Genomic DNA, 17,024 nt, shown 5'->3' with positions numbered 1-17,024 from the left:
GTTTTAAATATTAGCTATAAAAGGCGTTTTTTTTATAAAAGTATCTTCTTGTAGCTGTTCTATAACAAACAACGCCAGTGAAGCTGCGCTAATGTTATCACCGGGACAATCTTCAAGGCTGATATCAATAGGGATTTCTTCGCCCGTTAATTGTATCATTGGTAATCTAATCATAGTCCAGTCAATATCACTTTTGGCAAGTATTGCATATTCTTCCTGCTTATCAAGTGTAGTTTCGGGATAATGAGTTAACATATATTCAGTAGCCGTTTTAGATTTTACCCCTTTGTTGTCAAAAGGTGTATTTACACTGAGCCCTGTAGTTACTATATATTTTTTAATACCAAGTTCGTACATTGCCCTGATAATGTTTTTTGTAGAAGCGCTAAAAATGTTGGTGGGATTAGGATAAATACCCATACCAAGCATGCTTACTACAGCATCACAATCTTTTAATAACATCAATACCAATTGATAGTCTGTTACACTGCCTTTAATAATTTCGGGTTTACTGCCGTAGGTTTCGAAATCTTCCGGATTTCTGACGAGGGCTTTATAAGCAATGTTTTGTGAGGCTAATTGCTTTATTAAAAATTTCCCTGATTTTCCGGTACCGCCTATTACGGCTATTTTTATAGTAGTTTCCATATATTCTTTATAAAATTCATAATAATTATTTCCCGCTAAGTTCTACTTTGACTGCAGGTATAAAAGCAAGGCTTTTACTTGTTATTATATTTTATAAAGACATTCTGATAGCGTAAAATTAAAGTATATTTAATTTATACAATCTTTATTTTAAGTTTTTTTTAATCCTATCAATCTGTTAATTCGTTGTTTTTATTATTATATAACTGCTACCTTTAAATAAAAAAGCTATGCATAATTATACAATGACCTTTAAGTATGACGGGGAGTTTGATCTGCCCGATGATGAAGAGTCGAGGAAAAAAGAAGTGTCAGGAATGGTTTTGGAAAAATTGGAAAAGCATGAATTTGAACTTGTAGATTTTAACCTTACCCAAAATTATGATCGCGAATATGCCAAAGTATATATTGATGATCCGTTTTTGCACCGGTCGGTCTTAGAAATAAAGCTTGACCTTACAATAGCGGATATGAAAAACAGGGAAGCTATATATGCTCGCTGTTTAAAGGCTCTGCAGGATAACGAAGTAGTACTTGAATATGCTTTCGAAAATGATGATAAAAAAAACGGAATGCTGCAAAGTATTATTGTTTTTGAAAATAAAGAAGGGAATAACACATAGGTATAATCTCCTTAATTATGTTTTATACTCGGCCTAATTTCCCTAAATTGCAGGTCAATTAAAATTGGCATGATACAAACTAAAAATATACACTTTTCCTACGGTAAAGGTACAGATTTCCGATTCCCGGACATTACTGCCTCATCAGGTGAAAGCCTTTTAATAACAGGCGGATCAGGAAAAGGAAAAACTACGCTGTTGCATCTTTTAGGTGGGCTGCAACGCCCTAAAAGTGGTGAAGTTTTAATAGAGAACACAAACATAGGTGCACTTTCAGAAAAGAAACTCGATCATTTCCGCGGTAAAAATATAGGATTGGTTTTACAGCAGTCTTACTTTGTTGCGTCGCTTAATGTTCTGGAAAATGTTGTGCTAGCTTCATGGCTGGCAACGGGTAAGCAGGCAGCTGAAAAAGCAAAACAGCTTTTAGAACAGCTTGACCTTAAAGATCATTTGCATAAACTGCCGTCACAGTTAAGTATCGGTCAGCAGCAAAGGGTGTCCATTGCCCGCGCACTTATTAATGAGCCAAAACTTCTTTTGGCAGATGAACCCACATCAAGTCTTGACGATGAAAATGCATTTAAAGTTGCAGATATGCTTTTGCATCTGGCAAAACAATACGGTACAGCATTAGTAATTGTAACGCATGACCAACGACTGAAAGACCGTTTTCCTAACCAAATTTCTTTATCATGATTACCAAAATAGCCTGGAAAAATATTTGGTTTAAGCCATTAAATACAGCGCTCAGCATAATTCTTTTAACGGCAAGTGTTGCTATAATAACCCTGCTAATTCTATTGCAGGAACAATTCGAGAAAAAATTCAGTGATAATATCGACGGTATAGATATAGTGCTTGGTGCGCAGGGGAGTCCTTTACAGCTTATATTATCTTCGGTGTATCAGGTAGATGCCCCAACAGGAAATATAGACTATACAGAGGCAAAAAAGTGGATGAAGCACCCATTTGTGCAAACGGCCATTCCATTAGCATTTGGAGATAATTACAGAGGATTTCGAATTGTGGGTACTACACCCGATTATCTTATTAAATATGGTGCAGAAGTTAAAGAAGGTAAAATATTTGCCAATAATTTTGAAGTTGTTGTAGGTAGCGAAATAGCTGAAAAAATGAGTCTTAAAATAGGGGATAAATTTTTTGGTTCTCACGGTGATGCAGAAGAAGGAGAAGTACATGAAAACCATGCTTATATTGTTACCGGCATAGCTTCAAAAACAGGAAAAGTAATAGATAATCTTATACTTTGCAACATACAAAGCGTTTGGGCAATGCATGATCATGAACATGAAGAAGGCGCTGAAGCAGATGACCATGAGCATTCAGTAACAGCAAATGTTCATGAAGATCATGAACATGACCATGCTGAAGAAGGCCATCACGAACATGATGAAGCTGACATTACTGAAGAAGGTAAAGAAATTACGGCTGTATTAGTGAAATTTAGAAGTAAGATGGGTATTGTAACCTGGCCAAGAATTATTGCCCAGAATACAAAAATGCAGGCTGCATCTCCTGCTATAGAGATAAACAGGCTGTTTTCGCTTTTCGGTATTGGGCTTGATGCTTTAAAATACCTTGCTTACGGCATAATGCTTATATCCGGAATTAGTATCTTTATAGCTTTATTTAATACTTTAAAAGAGAGAAAATACGAATTTGCATTATTGCGCGTTAATGGTGCCAGCCGATTACAATTATTGTCTCTTGTGCTTATAGAAAGTCTTTTATTATGCATTACGGGTTATGTGTTTGGAACGATTGTTGGTAGGATAGCATTGATGTTTATATCCGGTTCTTCCGAAGACGAATTTAAAATGTCATTTAATCCTTTTGAGTTTGTGTGGGAAAAGGAAGGATATTTGTTCCTGCTCACTATCTTTGTAGGGATTCTGGCAGCTGTAATACCTGCTGTAAAAGCTTATAGTTTAAATATTTCAAAAACTCTTGCAAATGCGTAAGGCTTATTTATTTTTTACCCTGTTACTAACAGGATTTGTTTTAATGTCTGTTGCTTCACCTGCGTCTATTAAAAACCAGGGAAGTCATGAAGTTGTATATACTCCGGTTTCCGATACACTTACCTGGAAACTGCTTGCACAGATTAAATATCTTAAAAAACCAAGTAAAGATTATCCGGAAGGAGTTATGTATCCTGTAATAAATCCTACGCTAAAGGCTAAAAACAGGAAACAGGTAACAATGAGTGGTTTTATTATACCTATAGACAATAAGAATTATGCATTGAGCAAAAATGTTTTTGCATCATGTTTTTTTTGTGGCCAGGCGGGGCCTGAAACAATAATGGGATTACATTTCAAGAATCCTAATATGAAACTGAAAACAGATCAGTATGTAACTATTCAGGGAGATTTCAGGTATAATGATACTGACGTTGACGACTGGATATATCATGTTGACAATGCTGTGATAACAAAAGGCAACTAATGAAAATAACCGGTAAAAAAGATATTTTTTTCGATCTCGACCATACACTTTGGGATTTCGAGAAAAATTCTGCACTTGCTTTTCAGGTTATTCTTGAGAAATACAGGATAGGTGTTTCACATACTGACTTTAACAGGTATTATTCTCCTATCAATGCAAAATACTGGAAACTTTACAGGGACGGTTCAATTACACAACAGGAATTGCGCTATGGTAGATTAACAGATACATTTAATATTCTGGGCTTTGAAGCAGATGAGGATCTGCTTTATGCTATATCTGAAGAGTATATAAACCTATTACCTGTTAATAGCCATCTTCATGAAGGAGCTATAGAGATTTTAGAATATTTAAAACCCAAATATAACCTTCATATTATCACTAATGGCCCTGATGCTGTACAGGAAAGAAAACTTAAAAACGCTAACATACAGCACTATTTTGAAACCATTACAAACTCCGATCTTGCGGGATGTAAAAAGCCTCATGCCGGAATTTTTGAATATGCACTAAAAGCCGCAAATACTGATAAAGTTTCCAGCATTATGATTGGAGATTGTATTGAAGCTGATGTACAGGGAGCCCTTGACTGCGGATTGGATGCCATCTTTTTTAATGAACACGGGCAGGAGGCTCATACTTCAATAAAACAGGTTAATCATCTTCTTGATTTAAAAAATATACTATAAATACTATGAAAAAGACGTTATTACTATTCACTTTGCTTTTTTCCGCAATAGGTTTTGCGCAAAGCATTAACGATTACAAATATGTGATTGTGCCTAAAAAGTTTGAATGGCTGAAAGAAGAAAATAAATACAACCTGAACTCGTTAACTAAAATGATGTTCGAAAAACAGGGCTGGCAGGTGTTTTATGCGGATGAAAAATTGCCGGATGAACTCGCACTTGATAAATGCAAAGCATTATACGGCGATGTAGAAAATGACTCCAACCTTTTAATGACATCACTTATAATTACATTAAAAGATTGTCAGGGAAAAACTGTATTTACCTCACAGAAAGGTAAGAGTAAAGAAAAAAGTTATCAGAAAGCTTATTATGAGGCTATGCGTGAAGCATCTCAGTCTGTAAATCAGTTAAACTACAAATATTCGGGTAAAAACAGTACTGTAGCCACTACAATACCAACAGCACAAAAAGCGGCTACTCCGGTGACAGTAAATAATGATAATCAGCTTTTTGCCCAGCCAATAGCCAATGGCTATCAGTTGGTAGACAGTACTCCGAAAGTAATTCTAAAAATTTATAAAACTTCACAACAGGATTCTTATACTGCGGTGTCTGAAGATAAGAACGGGGTTGTATTTAAAAAAGGAAACGATTGGGTTTTTGAATATTATAAAAACGATCAGTTAGTTTCAGAAAAATTAAACATCAAGTTTTAATTTTATAAAATTTCACAAAGTTTCAAAGTTCTATATTTAGGCTTTGAAACTTTGTTGCTTTAATAACCGTATTTCTTCCATCGGTTTTTTAAAAAATCCCTTGTAGAATTCTCTCTTGCATTATTGCCCGGTTCATAAAAAGCCGTGTTTTTAATTTCGTCAGGCAGGAATTCCTGATCTGCAAAATTATTATCGTAGTCATGGGCATATTTATACTCTTCACCATAGCCCAGCTCTTTCATTAATTTTGTAGGGGCATTTCTAAGATGCAGAGGCACCGGTAAATCGCCTGTTTGTTTTACTATTTGCTGTGCTTTACCAATAGCCATATAACTTGCGTTGCTTTTTGGCGATGTAGCCAGATAAATAGCACACTGGCTTAAAAGTATTCTTGATTCCGGATAGCCAATAGTTGATACAGCCTGAAACGTATTATTTGCCATTATAAGTGCCGTAGGATTGGCATTGCCAATATCTTCAGAGGCGAGTATAAGCATACGCCTGGCAATAAACTTCAGGTCTTCGCCGCCTTCAATCATACGTGCCAGCCAATAAACAGCTCCATTAGGGTCACTGCCTCTCATAGATTTTATAAAAGCAGATATAATATCGTAATGCTGTTCTCCGGTTTTGTCATACAGTACAGTGTTTTTTTGTGCTAACTGCATAACCTTTTCATTTGTTATCTCAACAGAATCTCCTTCGGAAGCATTGATCACAAGCTCAAAAATATTCAGAAGCTTTCTGCCATCCCCACCGGAAAGGCGTAGCAAAGCCTCAGTTTCTTTGAGGTCAATATTTTTTGTTTTTAATATACTGTCAGTAGCAATGGCACGATGCAGTAATGCTTCAAGATCTTCTTTTGTAAATGCATTCAAAACATATACCTGGCAACGGGAAAGAAGGGCCGGTATTACTTCAAAACTTGGATTTTCAGTTGTGGCGCCTATAAGTGTTACCCATCCTTTTTCTACGGCAGCCAGTAGCGAATCCTGTTGTGATTTACTGAAACGATGAATCTCATCAATAAACAATATGGGATTTTTAGAAGTAAATAAACCTCCGCTTTGTTTGGCTTTATCTATAACTTCACGCACATCTTTTACACCGGCATTAATTGCGCTCAGTACATAAAAAGGGCGGTTGCTTTCCTGCGCCATTATTTGCGCCAGCGTTGTTTTTCCTGTACCGGGAGGGCCCCATAAAATTAAAGAGGGAATTATTCCCCGCGCTATCTGGTGGGTAAGCGAGCCATTAGGGCCAACAAGATGCTGCTGGCTTATATATTCTGATAAGTGCTGAGGGCGTATGCGTTCTGCCAAAGGTGCTTCCATAGTGTAAAATTACATATTTATGTTTTAATCAGGAGTTCAAAAAATGCTAAAACAAATTAATATCTTCATAATAATTATGTCAGTATGACCTACGCAGACAGATAAAGCTCTGACAAAATAACATAAAACCGATTTGGTTACATTTTTGACTCGTTAATTTATTATGACCGATACAAACGAATTTAAATTTTCACCTTCTGTACTTGCCTGGCCCTTGTACTTTGTGCTCACGCTATGGCTTGTTTATTGGGTAGAAGTGAAATATAATATATACCTAAATGACTATGGAATATTGCCGAGAACGTTTAAAGGTCTTCGTGGTATTATTTTAAGCCCGTTTCTTCACGGAAGCTTGGAGCATCTTTATAATAATTCTTTGCCTTTAGTGTTACTTATAGCTGCACTGCGGTATTTTTATCGCGATCAGGCGTTAAAAGTTATTGTTTACGGAGTGTTGCTGTCTGGATTCATTACATGGCTTATAGGTCGTGAATCTTATCATATAGGCGCTAGCGGGCTTATATATGTGTTGGTAAGTTTTATCTTTTTTAAAGGTATTCAGACACGATACTACAGACTGGTAGCATTGTCACTTACTATTATAATACTATATGGAGGTATAATATGGTATGTTTTTCCGGGTGTGGAAGAGAATATATCGTGGGAAGGGCATTTGGGCGGACTTATAAGCGGATTTTTGTTTTCCAGAATATATAAAACTCCTGAATATACTAAAGAAATAGTATATGACTGGCAAAGAGCCGATTTCGATCCTAAGAAAGATCCGTTTATGAAGCGGTTTGATGTGCATGGTAATTTTGTAAACCCTCCTAAACCGGAAGATATAGAAGTTGTAGATCCAGAGATTATATCACCACAAGCCCAATTTCCGTCAATAAGAATAGTTTATAATTATGTATCGGGAACTGATGATAATAAAAATGGACAGTCTGAAGATCAAACTGCCCAATAATATATTGTAAACAAGGAGTGTTTTTAGCTTCTTTGCCTAACTGTTTCATATAAAAATGCCCCGCATGCAACAGAAACATTTAGCGATGATATGGTTCCAAACATAGGCAGTTTAGCTTTTTCATCAACAATTTTTAAAACAGATGGGTTTATTCCTCTGTCTTCAGACCCCATTATAATGGCTAACGGCTCATTTAATGTAAGGTCATATATAGTATTGTCTGTTTTTTCAGTAGCAGCAACAGTTTTAATTCCGGAACCCTGAAGGTGGAAAATAGCATCTTTAATATGCTCTACTTTACAGATAGGTACATTAAATACTGCACCTGCAGATGTTTTTACAGTATCTCCGTTAACGGGTGCAGAACCTTGTTTCTGAACAATAATGCCATCAACACCTGTACATTCTGCTGTACGGATTATTGCTCCGAAATTACGGGCATCTGATAGTTGGTCCAGAATTAGAAAGAGCGGTGTTTTTCCGCTTTCAGATACTTTTTCAACCAGATCTTCAAGATTGTAAAAAGAAATAGGGGCAATGGTAGCCACAGCGCCCTGATGGTTATTGGGCGTTAAACGATTAAGTTTTTCTACAGGAACATAGCTAAAATTAACGTTGTTTGCCTTCATGGCTTTCATAAGGTCTTTCATAAGATCGCCCTGTGCATCCTTCTGAATAAAAACCTTATCAATTTCTTTACCTGCGTGTATGGCTTCTATAATAGCCCTTATCCCGAATATCTGGTGTTCTTTTTCCATGCTGCAAAGATAGGATATTGATTTAAGATTTAAACTTTCTCATTCAGATAAACTTAAGGTAATATATGCTAATAACACATAATGGTTTCTTGAAGCTAATTTAAACTTATTGTGACCTCTCAGAGATATAGTAGCTATAATTTTGACCTCATTATTAAATAAGAAAATTAAGCACTACATCATGAAAAAAAATTACTTGTTATTGCTGCTGTTATTTACGGGGCTGTGCAATTATGCACAAAGTCTTTATCCGTACCTGCAGGCGCCTTCTCAAAACTCAATTTATGTAAACTGGAAAACTGAAAGCAATCCGGAATCTGTAGTTGAATATGGTAATACGCCATCTTCATTAACTAATACTGTTACAGGAACAAATCAGATTTTTACAGATACAGGTTATGCCAATAACTATTTTTATCATACTGTAAAAATTGAGGAACTTACAGCTAATACTAAATATTATTACAGAATTAAAACAGGTTCACTAACTTCTGATGTATATTCTTTTAAAACCCTGCCTGAAGCAGGGCAGGCTGCAACAGCAGATGGGCATCTGCGTTTCCTTGTATTAGGAGATAATCAGATGCGGAATGAGCCAAGGTTTGACTCTCTTGTATCTGCTGCTAAGCGTAAAATTGCAGAGAAATGGGGAGCAACTGCAGATCCTGCCGATAATATAGCATTAACTGTAATGGTTGGTGACCAGGTAGATGTTGGTACATTAGATCATTATGAAAATGTTCACTTTAAAAAGAATAAAGCACTTTCAGGTTATTTACCTATACAAACACTGGTTGGTAATCATGAAACCTACGGTACACTTGCTATGCAGGCGTATTATGAACATTATATTCTTGACGGGATGTCATATCAGGGAATATCTTCCGGTACAGAAAATTATTATGCCAATCAGGTAGGTAATACATTGTTTATTGCAATGGATACCGAACATACAAGTGTTCAGCAATTGGGTTGGTTATCTCAGGTTGTTGCTGCTGCCAATGATGATGATACTGTAGAATGGATTATATCTTTAGGGCACAGACCTTACCAGGCAGAACAATATGTGGGTGATATTTCAACATGGATACGTAATTCGGCTATGCCTATATTAGTTACATCCCCTAAACATATATTGCATATAGGAGCTCATCACCATTTGTATCATAGAGGTCAGCTTAAAAACACGCCTACTTATCAGATTATCTCCGGTGGAGTAGCGTGGGATCAGTACTGGGGTATGGCTGTGGAACAGGATTTTGAAGATGTGCAGAAAACAATTTCAAACTGGATTTACCAGATTATTGATATTGATGTTAATAATGGAACTTTTGATGTGGAGGCTTATTCTATAGGAAGTGTTTATAATTGGAAAAACAACCAGTTAATGGATGAGTTTCATCATTATAAAGGACTTACTTCTCCGGAAAAACCTGAAATAACCAATGCTTTTACTGGGAATGATGTTGAACTACCGCTTACTATTGAGAGTACTGCTTATAACACAACAACTGAAGAAGAAATGAATTCTACTCAGTTTATGATAGGTAAAACACCAACTTTTGATATAATTGAAAAAGATGTTTACAGAGATTTTGAAGACCTTTTCGGCCCTGTTGGTACTCAGGTTGATACAACGGCTAATGTTAATCTGGGAGTAGATATTACAAAACTTACACTTGCAGAAAATGAAATACCAAATGGGCAGTATTTTGTAAAAGTGCGTCATAGAGATCGTAACTTAAGCTGGTCTGAATGGAGTGAAGTAAAGTCATTTAATATTATTAACAGTAGTTATGCTAATACGCTTATTCAGCTGGATACACTTGCTTACGCGGTAAATGCGCCAATTACTGTTTCATTTACGGATACTCCGGGTAATGCAACAGACTGGATAGGTATTTATAAAGAAGGTCAGACACCGGGCAGTGCAACCCCATCTCAGGTTTGGGGATATACTAACGGTCAGATAAGCGGCAGTATTACTTTAAATGGGGTAGCTGAACAGGGAATGTATTATGCTACTCTTTTAGAAAATGACGGTTATACTGAAATTGTTGACAGAGTTCCTTTTTATGTTGGTTCTTTTGTCGCATTAGCAGCAGATGCAGAAATATATGAAGAAGGAGATCCTGTAACAATCAGCTTTGAAAATGGTCCGCAAATGACCAATGACTGGATAGGTATTTATAAAGTAGGACAGACTCCGGGTAATATAGGCTCTACACAATGGAATTATGTAACTACTACAGAAGGTAGTTTTACTTTTGAAGGACTTCAGAAAGGATACTATTATGCGCAATATTTTTTATTGGATGGTTACCAAAGCATTGGCAATAAAGTATTCTTTCAGGTGGGAGACCATATTACGCAATTAGGTATAAACAAAACGATTTATAACCTTAATGAAAATATCATTGCAACGTGGACAGATGCTCCGGGTATTATAAAAGACTGGTTAGGTATTTACCATGAGGGCGATGACCCTAATGTGGATGAGCTGGTAAGTTATACTTATTTTGACGGTCAGCCGGAAGGCACATCTACAATTCCTGATGATAAATTACCGGCAGAACCGGGAGATTACTTTATTGTAATGTTTACAAATGATTCTTATAATGAAGTTTCCAACAGAGTATCATTTGTTGTGGAAGGACCCACAGCAGGATTGAATGAAAATTCTTCTCAAAACGGGGTCATGGTTTATCCTAATCCGGCAAAAAGCGGAGAAAGAACTTATATAAAATCTAAATATCCCATCGATCAGATCGATATGTTTGATATGACAGGTAACCTGTTCTATTCATCAAAAAATATTAATGATTATAATTTCTCATTAATTAATCAGAGCCTTCCAACAGGTGTATATGTTTTAAAAGTACACTCTAATAAAGTATATACAGTAAAAGTAATAGTAGAGTAAATAGTTTTAGTTTAAAAAAAATAGCTGTCCAGTTATGGGCAGCTATTATTGTTTTTTACAAAAAAAGAGGATGGCAAATACCATCCTCTGAAAATCAATTTTTAACTAACTTATCTTATTCGACTTTAGTGTAAACAGAATCTCCTGTATCACCAAATTCATTATCCCAATGTATCGATAAAGTACCATCAGGATTTACTGTTCCTGTTATAGTTACTGCGCCACCAAATGGGTCTGTAAACGATCCGTTTAAATTACCACATACATCGGTAAAATTTCCTTCAACTTCAAAATCTAACCCGTAGATGTCGTACCATAGGATATAAAGGCCTCCAAAAGCATCAGACATAGTGTAACTACCACCGCCATTATCTGTTATTGTAGTGGTGTAAGGATAATCAGTAATAGGGTTTTCGTCAGGCGTAGGACCTGGATCAGTAGAAGAACCACTACTTACCACACTATATGTACCTCCAAGGTCGGAAGGACAGGATACATTATATATCTGAACTACACTAAATACTGTTGAGTTAGCAATATCCTGGCCATAATTTTGCGCACCAGTATCATCTTTTAAAAGCTTAACAATAGTTCCATCTTTTAAAGTAAGATCAGTTGATATTTTTAATTGGTCTCCCAATTCAAAATCATCAGCAGAAGTTAATACTTCAAAAGCATTTATTAATGTTTCTTTTGTAACATTTATTGTAACAGGAAAATTTGTTACATCATCTGCTAAAATTGCTTTTTCGGCAGTTCCATCTGCTTTTATATAAAATGCTACTACGTCCATTGATGCCGGATCTCCAAAAGCTTTATCTACACTAAAAGATAGTGCAATATCATTACCGGCTTCCAGTTCATTAAGATTAATAAAAGAGTCGGTGCCATCCGTTTTTTGTATGTCAGGTACTGCGCCTTCTTGTAATTTACGTACAGAGTCTCCTCCGTCATCATTGCATGCTAGCGTCATTGCTAAAGCAATAAATGATGCAAATATTAGTTTTATTTTCTTCATAACTTTTTTTTTAATTATCCCAGAATATTTTATAAGTAGCAGCATTTTTCTGAGCTGGTGCATTAACATTTACGTTAAGTTCAGTCTGAGGCCAGTATAAGGATACCTGGAATGGATTATTTTGTACTGTCTGTGAATCAATAAGAGGGAATCCATCATTATTATTAAGCTGATATTCAGGAGATGGTCCAAGTGGATTTGCAAGTACAGGGAAACCTGTTCTTCTATAGTCTGTATACTGATCCATTGGATCCCCAAAGGTAGCTACCCATTTTTGAGTCATAATAACTTCAAGTTTTTTAGTACCATCTCCTGCATTGTATTCAGCCATTATATTTGCAATAAAATCAGCTACTTCCGCTGTGCCTGAAAGAGCAGGTACATCCTGTGATGTTTCACTTTTTGCAACAACATCATCAACTTTAGCAAAACTTGCATTCATAGCCTCTTCAAGTTGGGCACCAGCGTCTCCGCCCATTGTGCCTGCAAGCATTAATTCAGCTTTAATATATAAAAATTCGTCATAGGTAAGTATCCTCTTAGGAGCAAGTCCCGTACCTCCGTTAATGTCCATAATTCCGCCTTCACCATCATCATAACGTCCGCCACAAGGGAATATTCCGGGATATGTATATGAATTTTCAGCGCTGGAATCCCTCCACGGGCCTGTACTACCAAAGCGTATACTAAAGAAACCAGTTGAAGCATCCCAATAATCGGCTTTAGGATTTCCTGTCTCAGGATCTCCCTGATCAGGAGGAAATTGCCCTGCTGTAAGCTGGTTAAAGAAATAATAAGGAATACGTGGGTCTGCATTACCTGTATGAATATCAGGATTCATGCCTTTAAGAATTTCATAGAACCAAGGACTCATGTAGGTAGAAAACTGTGTGCTTCCATAAGATTCTACATAAAACCTGTTTCTTTCATCTGATGGTGAAGTATTGGTAGTATGCTTGAATTCAAAATCATCATCGCTTGACTGAAAGAAATTATCTTCAGCTACTAGAGCAGCGAAATCTGCAGCATTAAATAATGAAGTACTACGTATCTGATTGTATAATTTTAATTTAAAGGTATTAGCAAAACGAATCCATTTATCCATATCACCACCATAAAATAAATCATCACTGCCAGGCATTAAACCACCAGTACTTGCCATATTGGTTTTAGCAGTTTCTATAAGTTCCAGAACAGATGCATATATCTCAACCTGATCATCAAATTTTGGAGAAATTATATTATCAATAAGACTTGTTGCCTCTGTATAAGGCACATCACCCCATATATCTACTGCACAAGCCATTAAAAAAGCCTTTTCCATTTGGGCTATACCTACATAGGCCATTGACCCTTCATCAGTACCCTGGGCAATTAGGGTTTCAATATCGGTTAATGTTAAATAAGTATTATCCCATTCATTGTTAAGGTTAATATTATCAACTTTAGTACCGTATTGATCCATTTCTTCTCTTACCACCATTTGGTGTGTGTATACCTGAAGTATTTCGCCGGTATAAAACTGAAAGTCTCCGGTGGCACCTACTGCTACTTGTGTATTGGTTAATAGGGCATTTAGCGGAGCTACAGTTGGTGCATCCTTATCCTGATTTACATCAAGATAATCATCACATCCGGTAAAGAGCATTGCGGTAAACAATACAGCAATTCCGTATTTTGTATTTTTAAATATTTTCATCTTTATTTTTTTTAGAATGATACATTAAGCCTGAAACCGTAACGTTTTGCAGTTGGGGCAGCTGATACTTCAATACCCTGAAGGTTTGAAGAACCATAACTGGTAGTTTCCGGATCAAAATTAGTGTACTTCGGTACATTAGGTGCCCAATACCAAAGGTTGTTTGCTATAAAACCAAAACTTACCCTGCCAAACGGTGTTTTCTCAATAAATTTCTGAGGCAAGTCATATATAAGGCTTAATTCTCGCAGTCTATATACAGTTCCGTCATATATTCTTGCTTCATCTACACTGTTAATCGCAAAAGTATTACCTCCTGCAGGTGAGAAATAAAGTTCATTCATACTTAACTGAGTAGTATTAGGTATTTTATTTCCACTGGCATCCAGAATAGGAGTACCATCATTATTACCATAGTAACCTGGTATAATAAACGTATGCTCTCTGTCTTCTGTATCTTTAGTCACACCACGGCCTAATAATGATTCTATAGTTGATGATGAAACATCACCACCCTGTCTCCAGTCAATTTGCGCTCTTAGAGTTATGCCTTTATAGCTAAAACTATTGATAAAGTTCATTTTAAAATCAGGATTAGGATCACCTATTATTCCTAGTTCAGGATCCTGAATGATACCACCACCGGCGGGATTTATTAAATAATTACCCTGATCATCTCTAGCAAACTTAGTTCCGTAAAATACGCCAAATGGCTGGCCTGGTATTGCATAAGCAACTTCATTAGGGTCGAGTTGTGTTCTTTCCAAACCATTACTTAGCTCATAAACATTATTTTTGTTTTTTGTGAAATTGGTAGTCCATGTCCATTTAAAGTTTTCTGTTTGAACAGGAACTAAAGTAAGTCCGATTTCAAGACCTTTATTTGTCATAGCTCCTCCATTGGTTGCGTAGAATCCATACCCGCTACTTGAAGGTACTTGTACTGGGAATATAAGATTGTAAGCATCTTTATTGTAATAGGTGAAATCCAGTGTTATTCTTCTGTTGAAAAATTCGAGATCTGTACCTATTTCAAACTCTCTTGCAAACTCAGGTTCCATATTTTGGTTTGGGAAAGTTGTAGGATTACCAATTGTGGGCTGGCCATTAAATGTATTATTTAGTACATAAGTAAGGCTTAATTGTTCAGCCGAAGTATCACGTCCAACTTTAGCATAGCTGGTTCTTAATTTGGCAAATGTTAATACTTTGCTATCCATTTTTAATGCTTCCGTAAGGATGAAAGATAAACTTCCTGATGGATAGAAATAAGACCTGTGTCCGGGATTTAATGATGAAGTAATGTCATTTCTCGCCGTACCATTAAGGAAAAGGAAATTGTTGTAAGAGAAAGTGGCATCAGCAAAAAAGCCCAATGTTCTTTTTCTGTTAGTATTGTCAGCTAAATTGGATACTTCTTTAGTATTTTTTAAACTATACACATCCGGCACAGCAAAATCTCTTCCATAGTATGCTTCACGTGTTTGTGAGTTCTGGAAAATATTATTACCTAAAATTCCTGTAAAACCTATTTTATCTGAAATTTTATAATCGAAATTAAATAATAAGGTCGATTCTATATCTTCATTGGTAAAATTGTCAATTGTTATAGATCCTACACCTGTATCGGCACGGGAATTCAGGTCACGAATTTGTCTCCTGGCAAGGTCGTATTTGTTGATACCCAAACGATAGCTGGTTGAAATGTGATCATTAAAACTATATCCAACATTAAAGCTGGCAACTGTTCTTTGTGTCTGAGTGGTAATTTTATCATGTTTCCAAGACCATAAAGGATGATCGTATCCTGCATTTGGCACTACACTTGCTCCTGTAACAGGATCTTCATACGGTAAATTAAAATCCCAGTTCCTTGCTAAGAATAACGTTCTTGCAAATGAGGATGATGCACCATCATACTGATTTTCTCCAAAGAAACCACCTACTTGTTTAGTTTGGGCATAACTTAAATTAGAGCCTAATGTAATTCCGTTTTTTAATTTAAAACTTCCTCCTGTTGAAATAGATGTCCTGTCATACGTATTATAGGGTATATATCCATCCTGATTTAAGTCTGATAAGGTAAGGTTAAAATTGCCATCCTCACCAGAATAATTCAGGTTTAGAGAGTTCTCAAGTACAGTACCGGTACGGAATAGATCTTTTACGTTATTAGGTTTAGCAACATAAGGTACAGTTGGACCGAATTGACCAGGAAATGCATTAGCAAGATTTGGCCATGTTGGTATAGTTTCTAAGGAGTCAAAGCGAGGCCCCCATGAACCGTTTGCATTACTATATAAAAAATTAGCTCCTGCACCATAGGTGTTTTGATAATCCGGCAGGTTTGCAATATTTTCAAAATAAGTTCCATTACTAAAAGTAACACCAAGTTTTTTGTTGGTATTATTGCCCGGTGAACCGGATTTAGTTGTTATTACAATTACACCATTCATAGCCCTAGAACCGTAAAGAGCTGAAGCTGCGGCTCCTTTTAATACGTTCATTGATGCGATGTCGTTAGGATCTAAAGATGATAAACCATTTTCATAGCCACCACCACCTGTTACCTGACTTGATGTTTGTACCTCAGTATTGTTATAGGCAACCCCATCTACAATAATAAGTGGTTGAGTATTACCTGTAAGGCTGCTTGTACCCCTTATTGTAATCTGATTTGCTGCCCCGGCAACACCTGTAGATACGTTAACGTTTACTCCTGGAACTTTACCGTTTAAGGAACGGATAAGATCTGGCTCAGAGTTTTCAGTAAGGTCTGTATTTTTTACGGTGCTTACTGAATATCCTAAATCTTTAGGATTTCTTTTAATACCAAAAGCCGTTACAACAACACCTTCAAGTTCAATAGCGTCATCGGCCATTGTAATATTCATCGATGTTGTAGCAGCCAGAGTTTCGCGCGTTTTCATACCAATGTAACTAAATACCAGCACGTCAGTAGGCGCGGCCTGAATTGTAAATTTACCGTCGATGTCGGTTTGGGTTCCTGTGGTTGTTCCTTTAATAAGGACATTTACTCCCGGAATAGGGAAACCACCTTCGTCTGTAACTGTTCCAGATACAGCTCTTTGCTGTGCAAACGTAATTTGCATCATTAACGCCATGAGGAGCGTTAACAAAACGCGTAGCCTTGTCTTCATTGAAATA

General features: G+C 36.4%; 14 protein-coding genes. 8 read left to right on the top strand and 6 right to left on the bottom strand.

Going from position 1 to position 17,024, the window contains the following annotated elements; genetic code table 11:
• Positions 1–3: 3 nt before the first annotated feature.
• Positions 4–648 carry an NAD(P)-dependent oxidoreductase gene (locus NHE85_RS02635; protein WP_252809399.1) on the bottom strand — a complete coding sequence of 215 codons (645 nt, stop codon included), beginning with the start codon at positions 646–648 and terminating at the stop codon, positions 4–6.
• A gap of 230 nt (positions 649–878) precedes the next feature.
• On the opposite strand from NHE85_RS02635, the gene NHE85_RS02630 reads away from it, so the two are divergent.
• The 6 genes from NHE85_RS02630 (at position 879) to NHE85_RS02605 (ending at position 5,151) form a co-directional block, all read left to right on the top strand.
• The gene (locus NHE85_RS02630) at positions 879–1,271 is read left to right on the top strand and encodes a hypothetical protein (RefSeq protein ID WP_252809396.1); all 393 of its coding nucleotides are present in this window, start codon (positions 879–881) and stop codon (positions 1,269–1,271) included.
• A gap of 69 nt (positions 1,272–1,340) precedes the next feature.
• Positions 1,341–1,970, top strand: coding sequence for an ABC transporter ATP-binding protein (locus tag NHE85_RS02625; protein WP_252809394.1), 630 nt, complete (start codon positions 1,341–1,343; stop codon positions 1,968–1,970).
• Positions 1,967–3,256: an FtsX-like permease family protein gene (locus NHE85_RS02620; RefSeq protein ID WP_252809392.1), complete on the top strand. Its 1,290-nt coding sequence runs from the start codon at positions 1,967–1,969 to the stop codon at positions 3,254–3,256. The genes NHE85_RS02625 and NHE85_RS02620 overlap by 4 nt, the downstream gene beginning before the upstream one ends.
• The gene (locus NHE85_RS02615) at positions 3,249–3,743 is read left to right on the top strand and encodes a hypothetical protein (protein WP_252809390.1); all 495 of its coding nucleotides are present in this window, start codon (positions 3,249–3,251) and stop codon (positions 3,741–3,743) included. Before NHE85_RS02620 ends, NHE85_RS02615 begins: the two co-directional genes overlap by 8 nt.
• Entirely contained in the window at positions 3,743–4,432 is a 690-nt protein-coding gene (locus NHE85_RS02610; RefSeq protein ID WP_252809389.1) for a YjjG family noncanonical pyrimidine nucleotidase, read from the top strand. Before NHE85_RS02615 ends, NHE85_RS02610 begins: the two co-directional genes overlap by 1 nt.
• A 5-nt stretch (positions 4,433–4,437) precedes the next feature.
• Entirely contained in the window at positions 4,438–5,151 is a 714-nt protein-coding gene (locus NHE85_RS02605; protein ID WP_252809387.1) for a hypothetical protein, read from the top strand.
• Positions 5,152–5,210: 59 nt separating this feature from the next.
• Here the strand turns inward: NHE85_RS02605 and NHE85_RS02600 are convergent, their stop codons facing one another.
• Positions 5,211–6,485, bottom strand: coding sequence for a replication-associated recombination protein A (locus NHE85_RS02600; protein ID WP_252809385.1), 1,275 nt, complete (start codon positions 6,483–6,485; stop codon positions 5,211–5,213).
• 163 nt (positions 6,486–6,648) lie between these two features.
• Between NHE85_RS02600 and NHE85_RS02595 the strand changes: the two genes are divergently transcribed.
• Entirely contained in the window at positions 6,649–7,458 is an 810-nt protein-coding gene (locus tag NHE85_RS02595; RefSeq protein WP_252809383.1) for a rhomboid family intramembrane serine protease, read from the top strand.
• A gap of 23 nt (positions 7,459–7,481) precedes the next feature.
• On the opposite strand, the gene rlmB is transcribed toward NHE85_RS02595, so the two are convergent.
• Complete coding sequence (gene rlmB, locus NHE85_RS02590) at positions 7,482–8,216, bottom strand: 23S rRNA (guanosine(2251)-2'-O)-methyltransferase RlmB (RefSeq protein WP_252809380.1); 735 nt, start codon at positions 8,214–8,216, stop codon at positions 7,482–7,484.
• Positions 8,217–8,397: 181 nt separating this feature from the next.
• Here rlmB and NHE85_RS02585 point away from each other — a divergent pair, with 181 nt between their 5' ends.
• On the top strand, positions 8,398–11,139 hold the full coding sequence (locus NHE85_RS02585; protein ID WP_252809378.1) for a fibronectin type III domain-containing protein: 2,742 nt from the start codon (positions 8,398–8,400) through the stop codon (positions 11,137–11,139).
• Positions 11,140–11,254: 115 nt separating this feature from the next.
• Here the strand turns inward: NHE85_RS02585 and NHE85_RS02580 are convergent, their stop codons facing one another.
• The 3 genes from NHE85_RS02580 to NHE85_RS02570 are packed head-to-tail and all read right to left on the bottom strand — an operon-like array spanning position 11,255 to position 17,017.
• A complete protein-coding gene (locus NHE85_RS02580) occupies positions 11,255–12,157 on the bottom strand; it encodes a hypothetical protein (RefSeq protein WP_252809376.1) in 903 nt (300 codons plus the stop codon).
• Between the two features lie 10 nt (positions 12,158–12,167).
• Positions 12,168–13,856, bottom strand: coding sequence for a SusD/RagB family nutrient-binding outer membrane lipoprotein (locus NHE85_RS02575; protein WP_252809374.1), 1,689 nt, complete (start codon positions 13,854–13,856; stop codon positions 12,168–12,170).
• 11 nt (positions 13,857–13,867) lie between these two features.
• Positions 13,868–17,017, bottom strand: a complete 3,150-nt coding sequence (locus NHE85_RS02570; RefSeq protein ID WP_252809372.1) for a SusC/RagA family TonB-linked outer membrane protein — start codon at positions 17,015–17,017, stop codon at positions 13,868–13,870.
• Positions 17,018–17,024 lie beyond the last annotated feature (7 nt).

The organism is Flavobacterium sp. NRK1 (assembly GCF_024054175.1).
Lineage (GTDB): Bacteria > Bacteroidota > Bacteroidia > Flavobacteriales > Flavobacteriaceae > Flavobacterium.
Note: the sequence above shows the minus strand (reverse complement) of the source record. Positions and strands in the feature narration are given on the sequence as shown.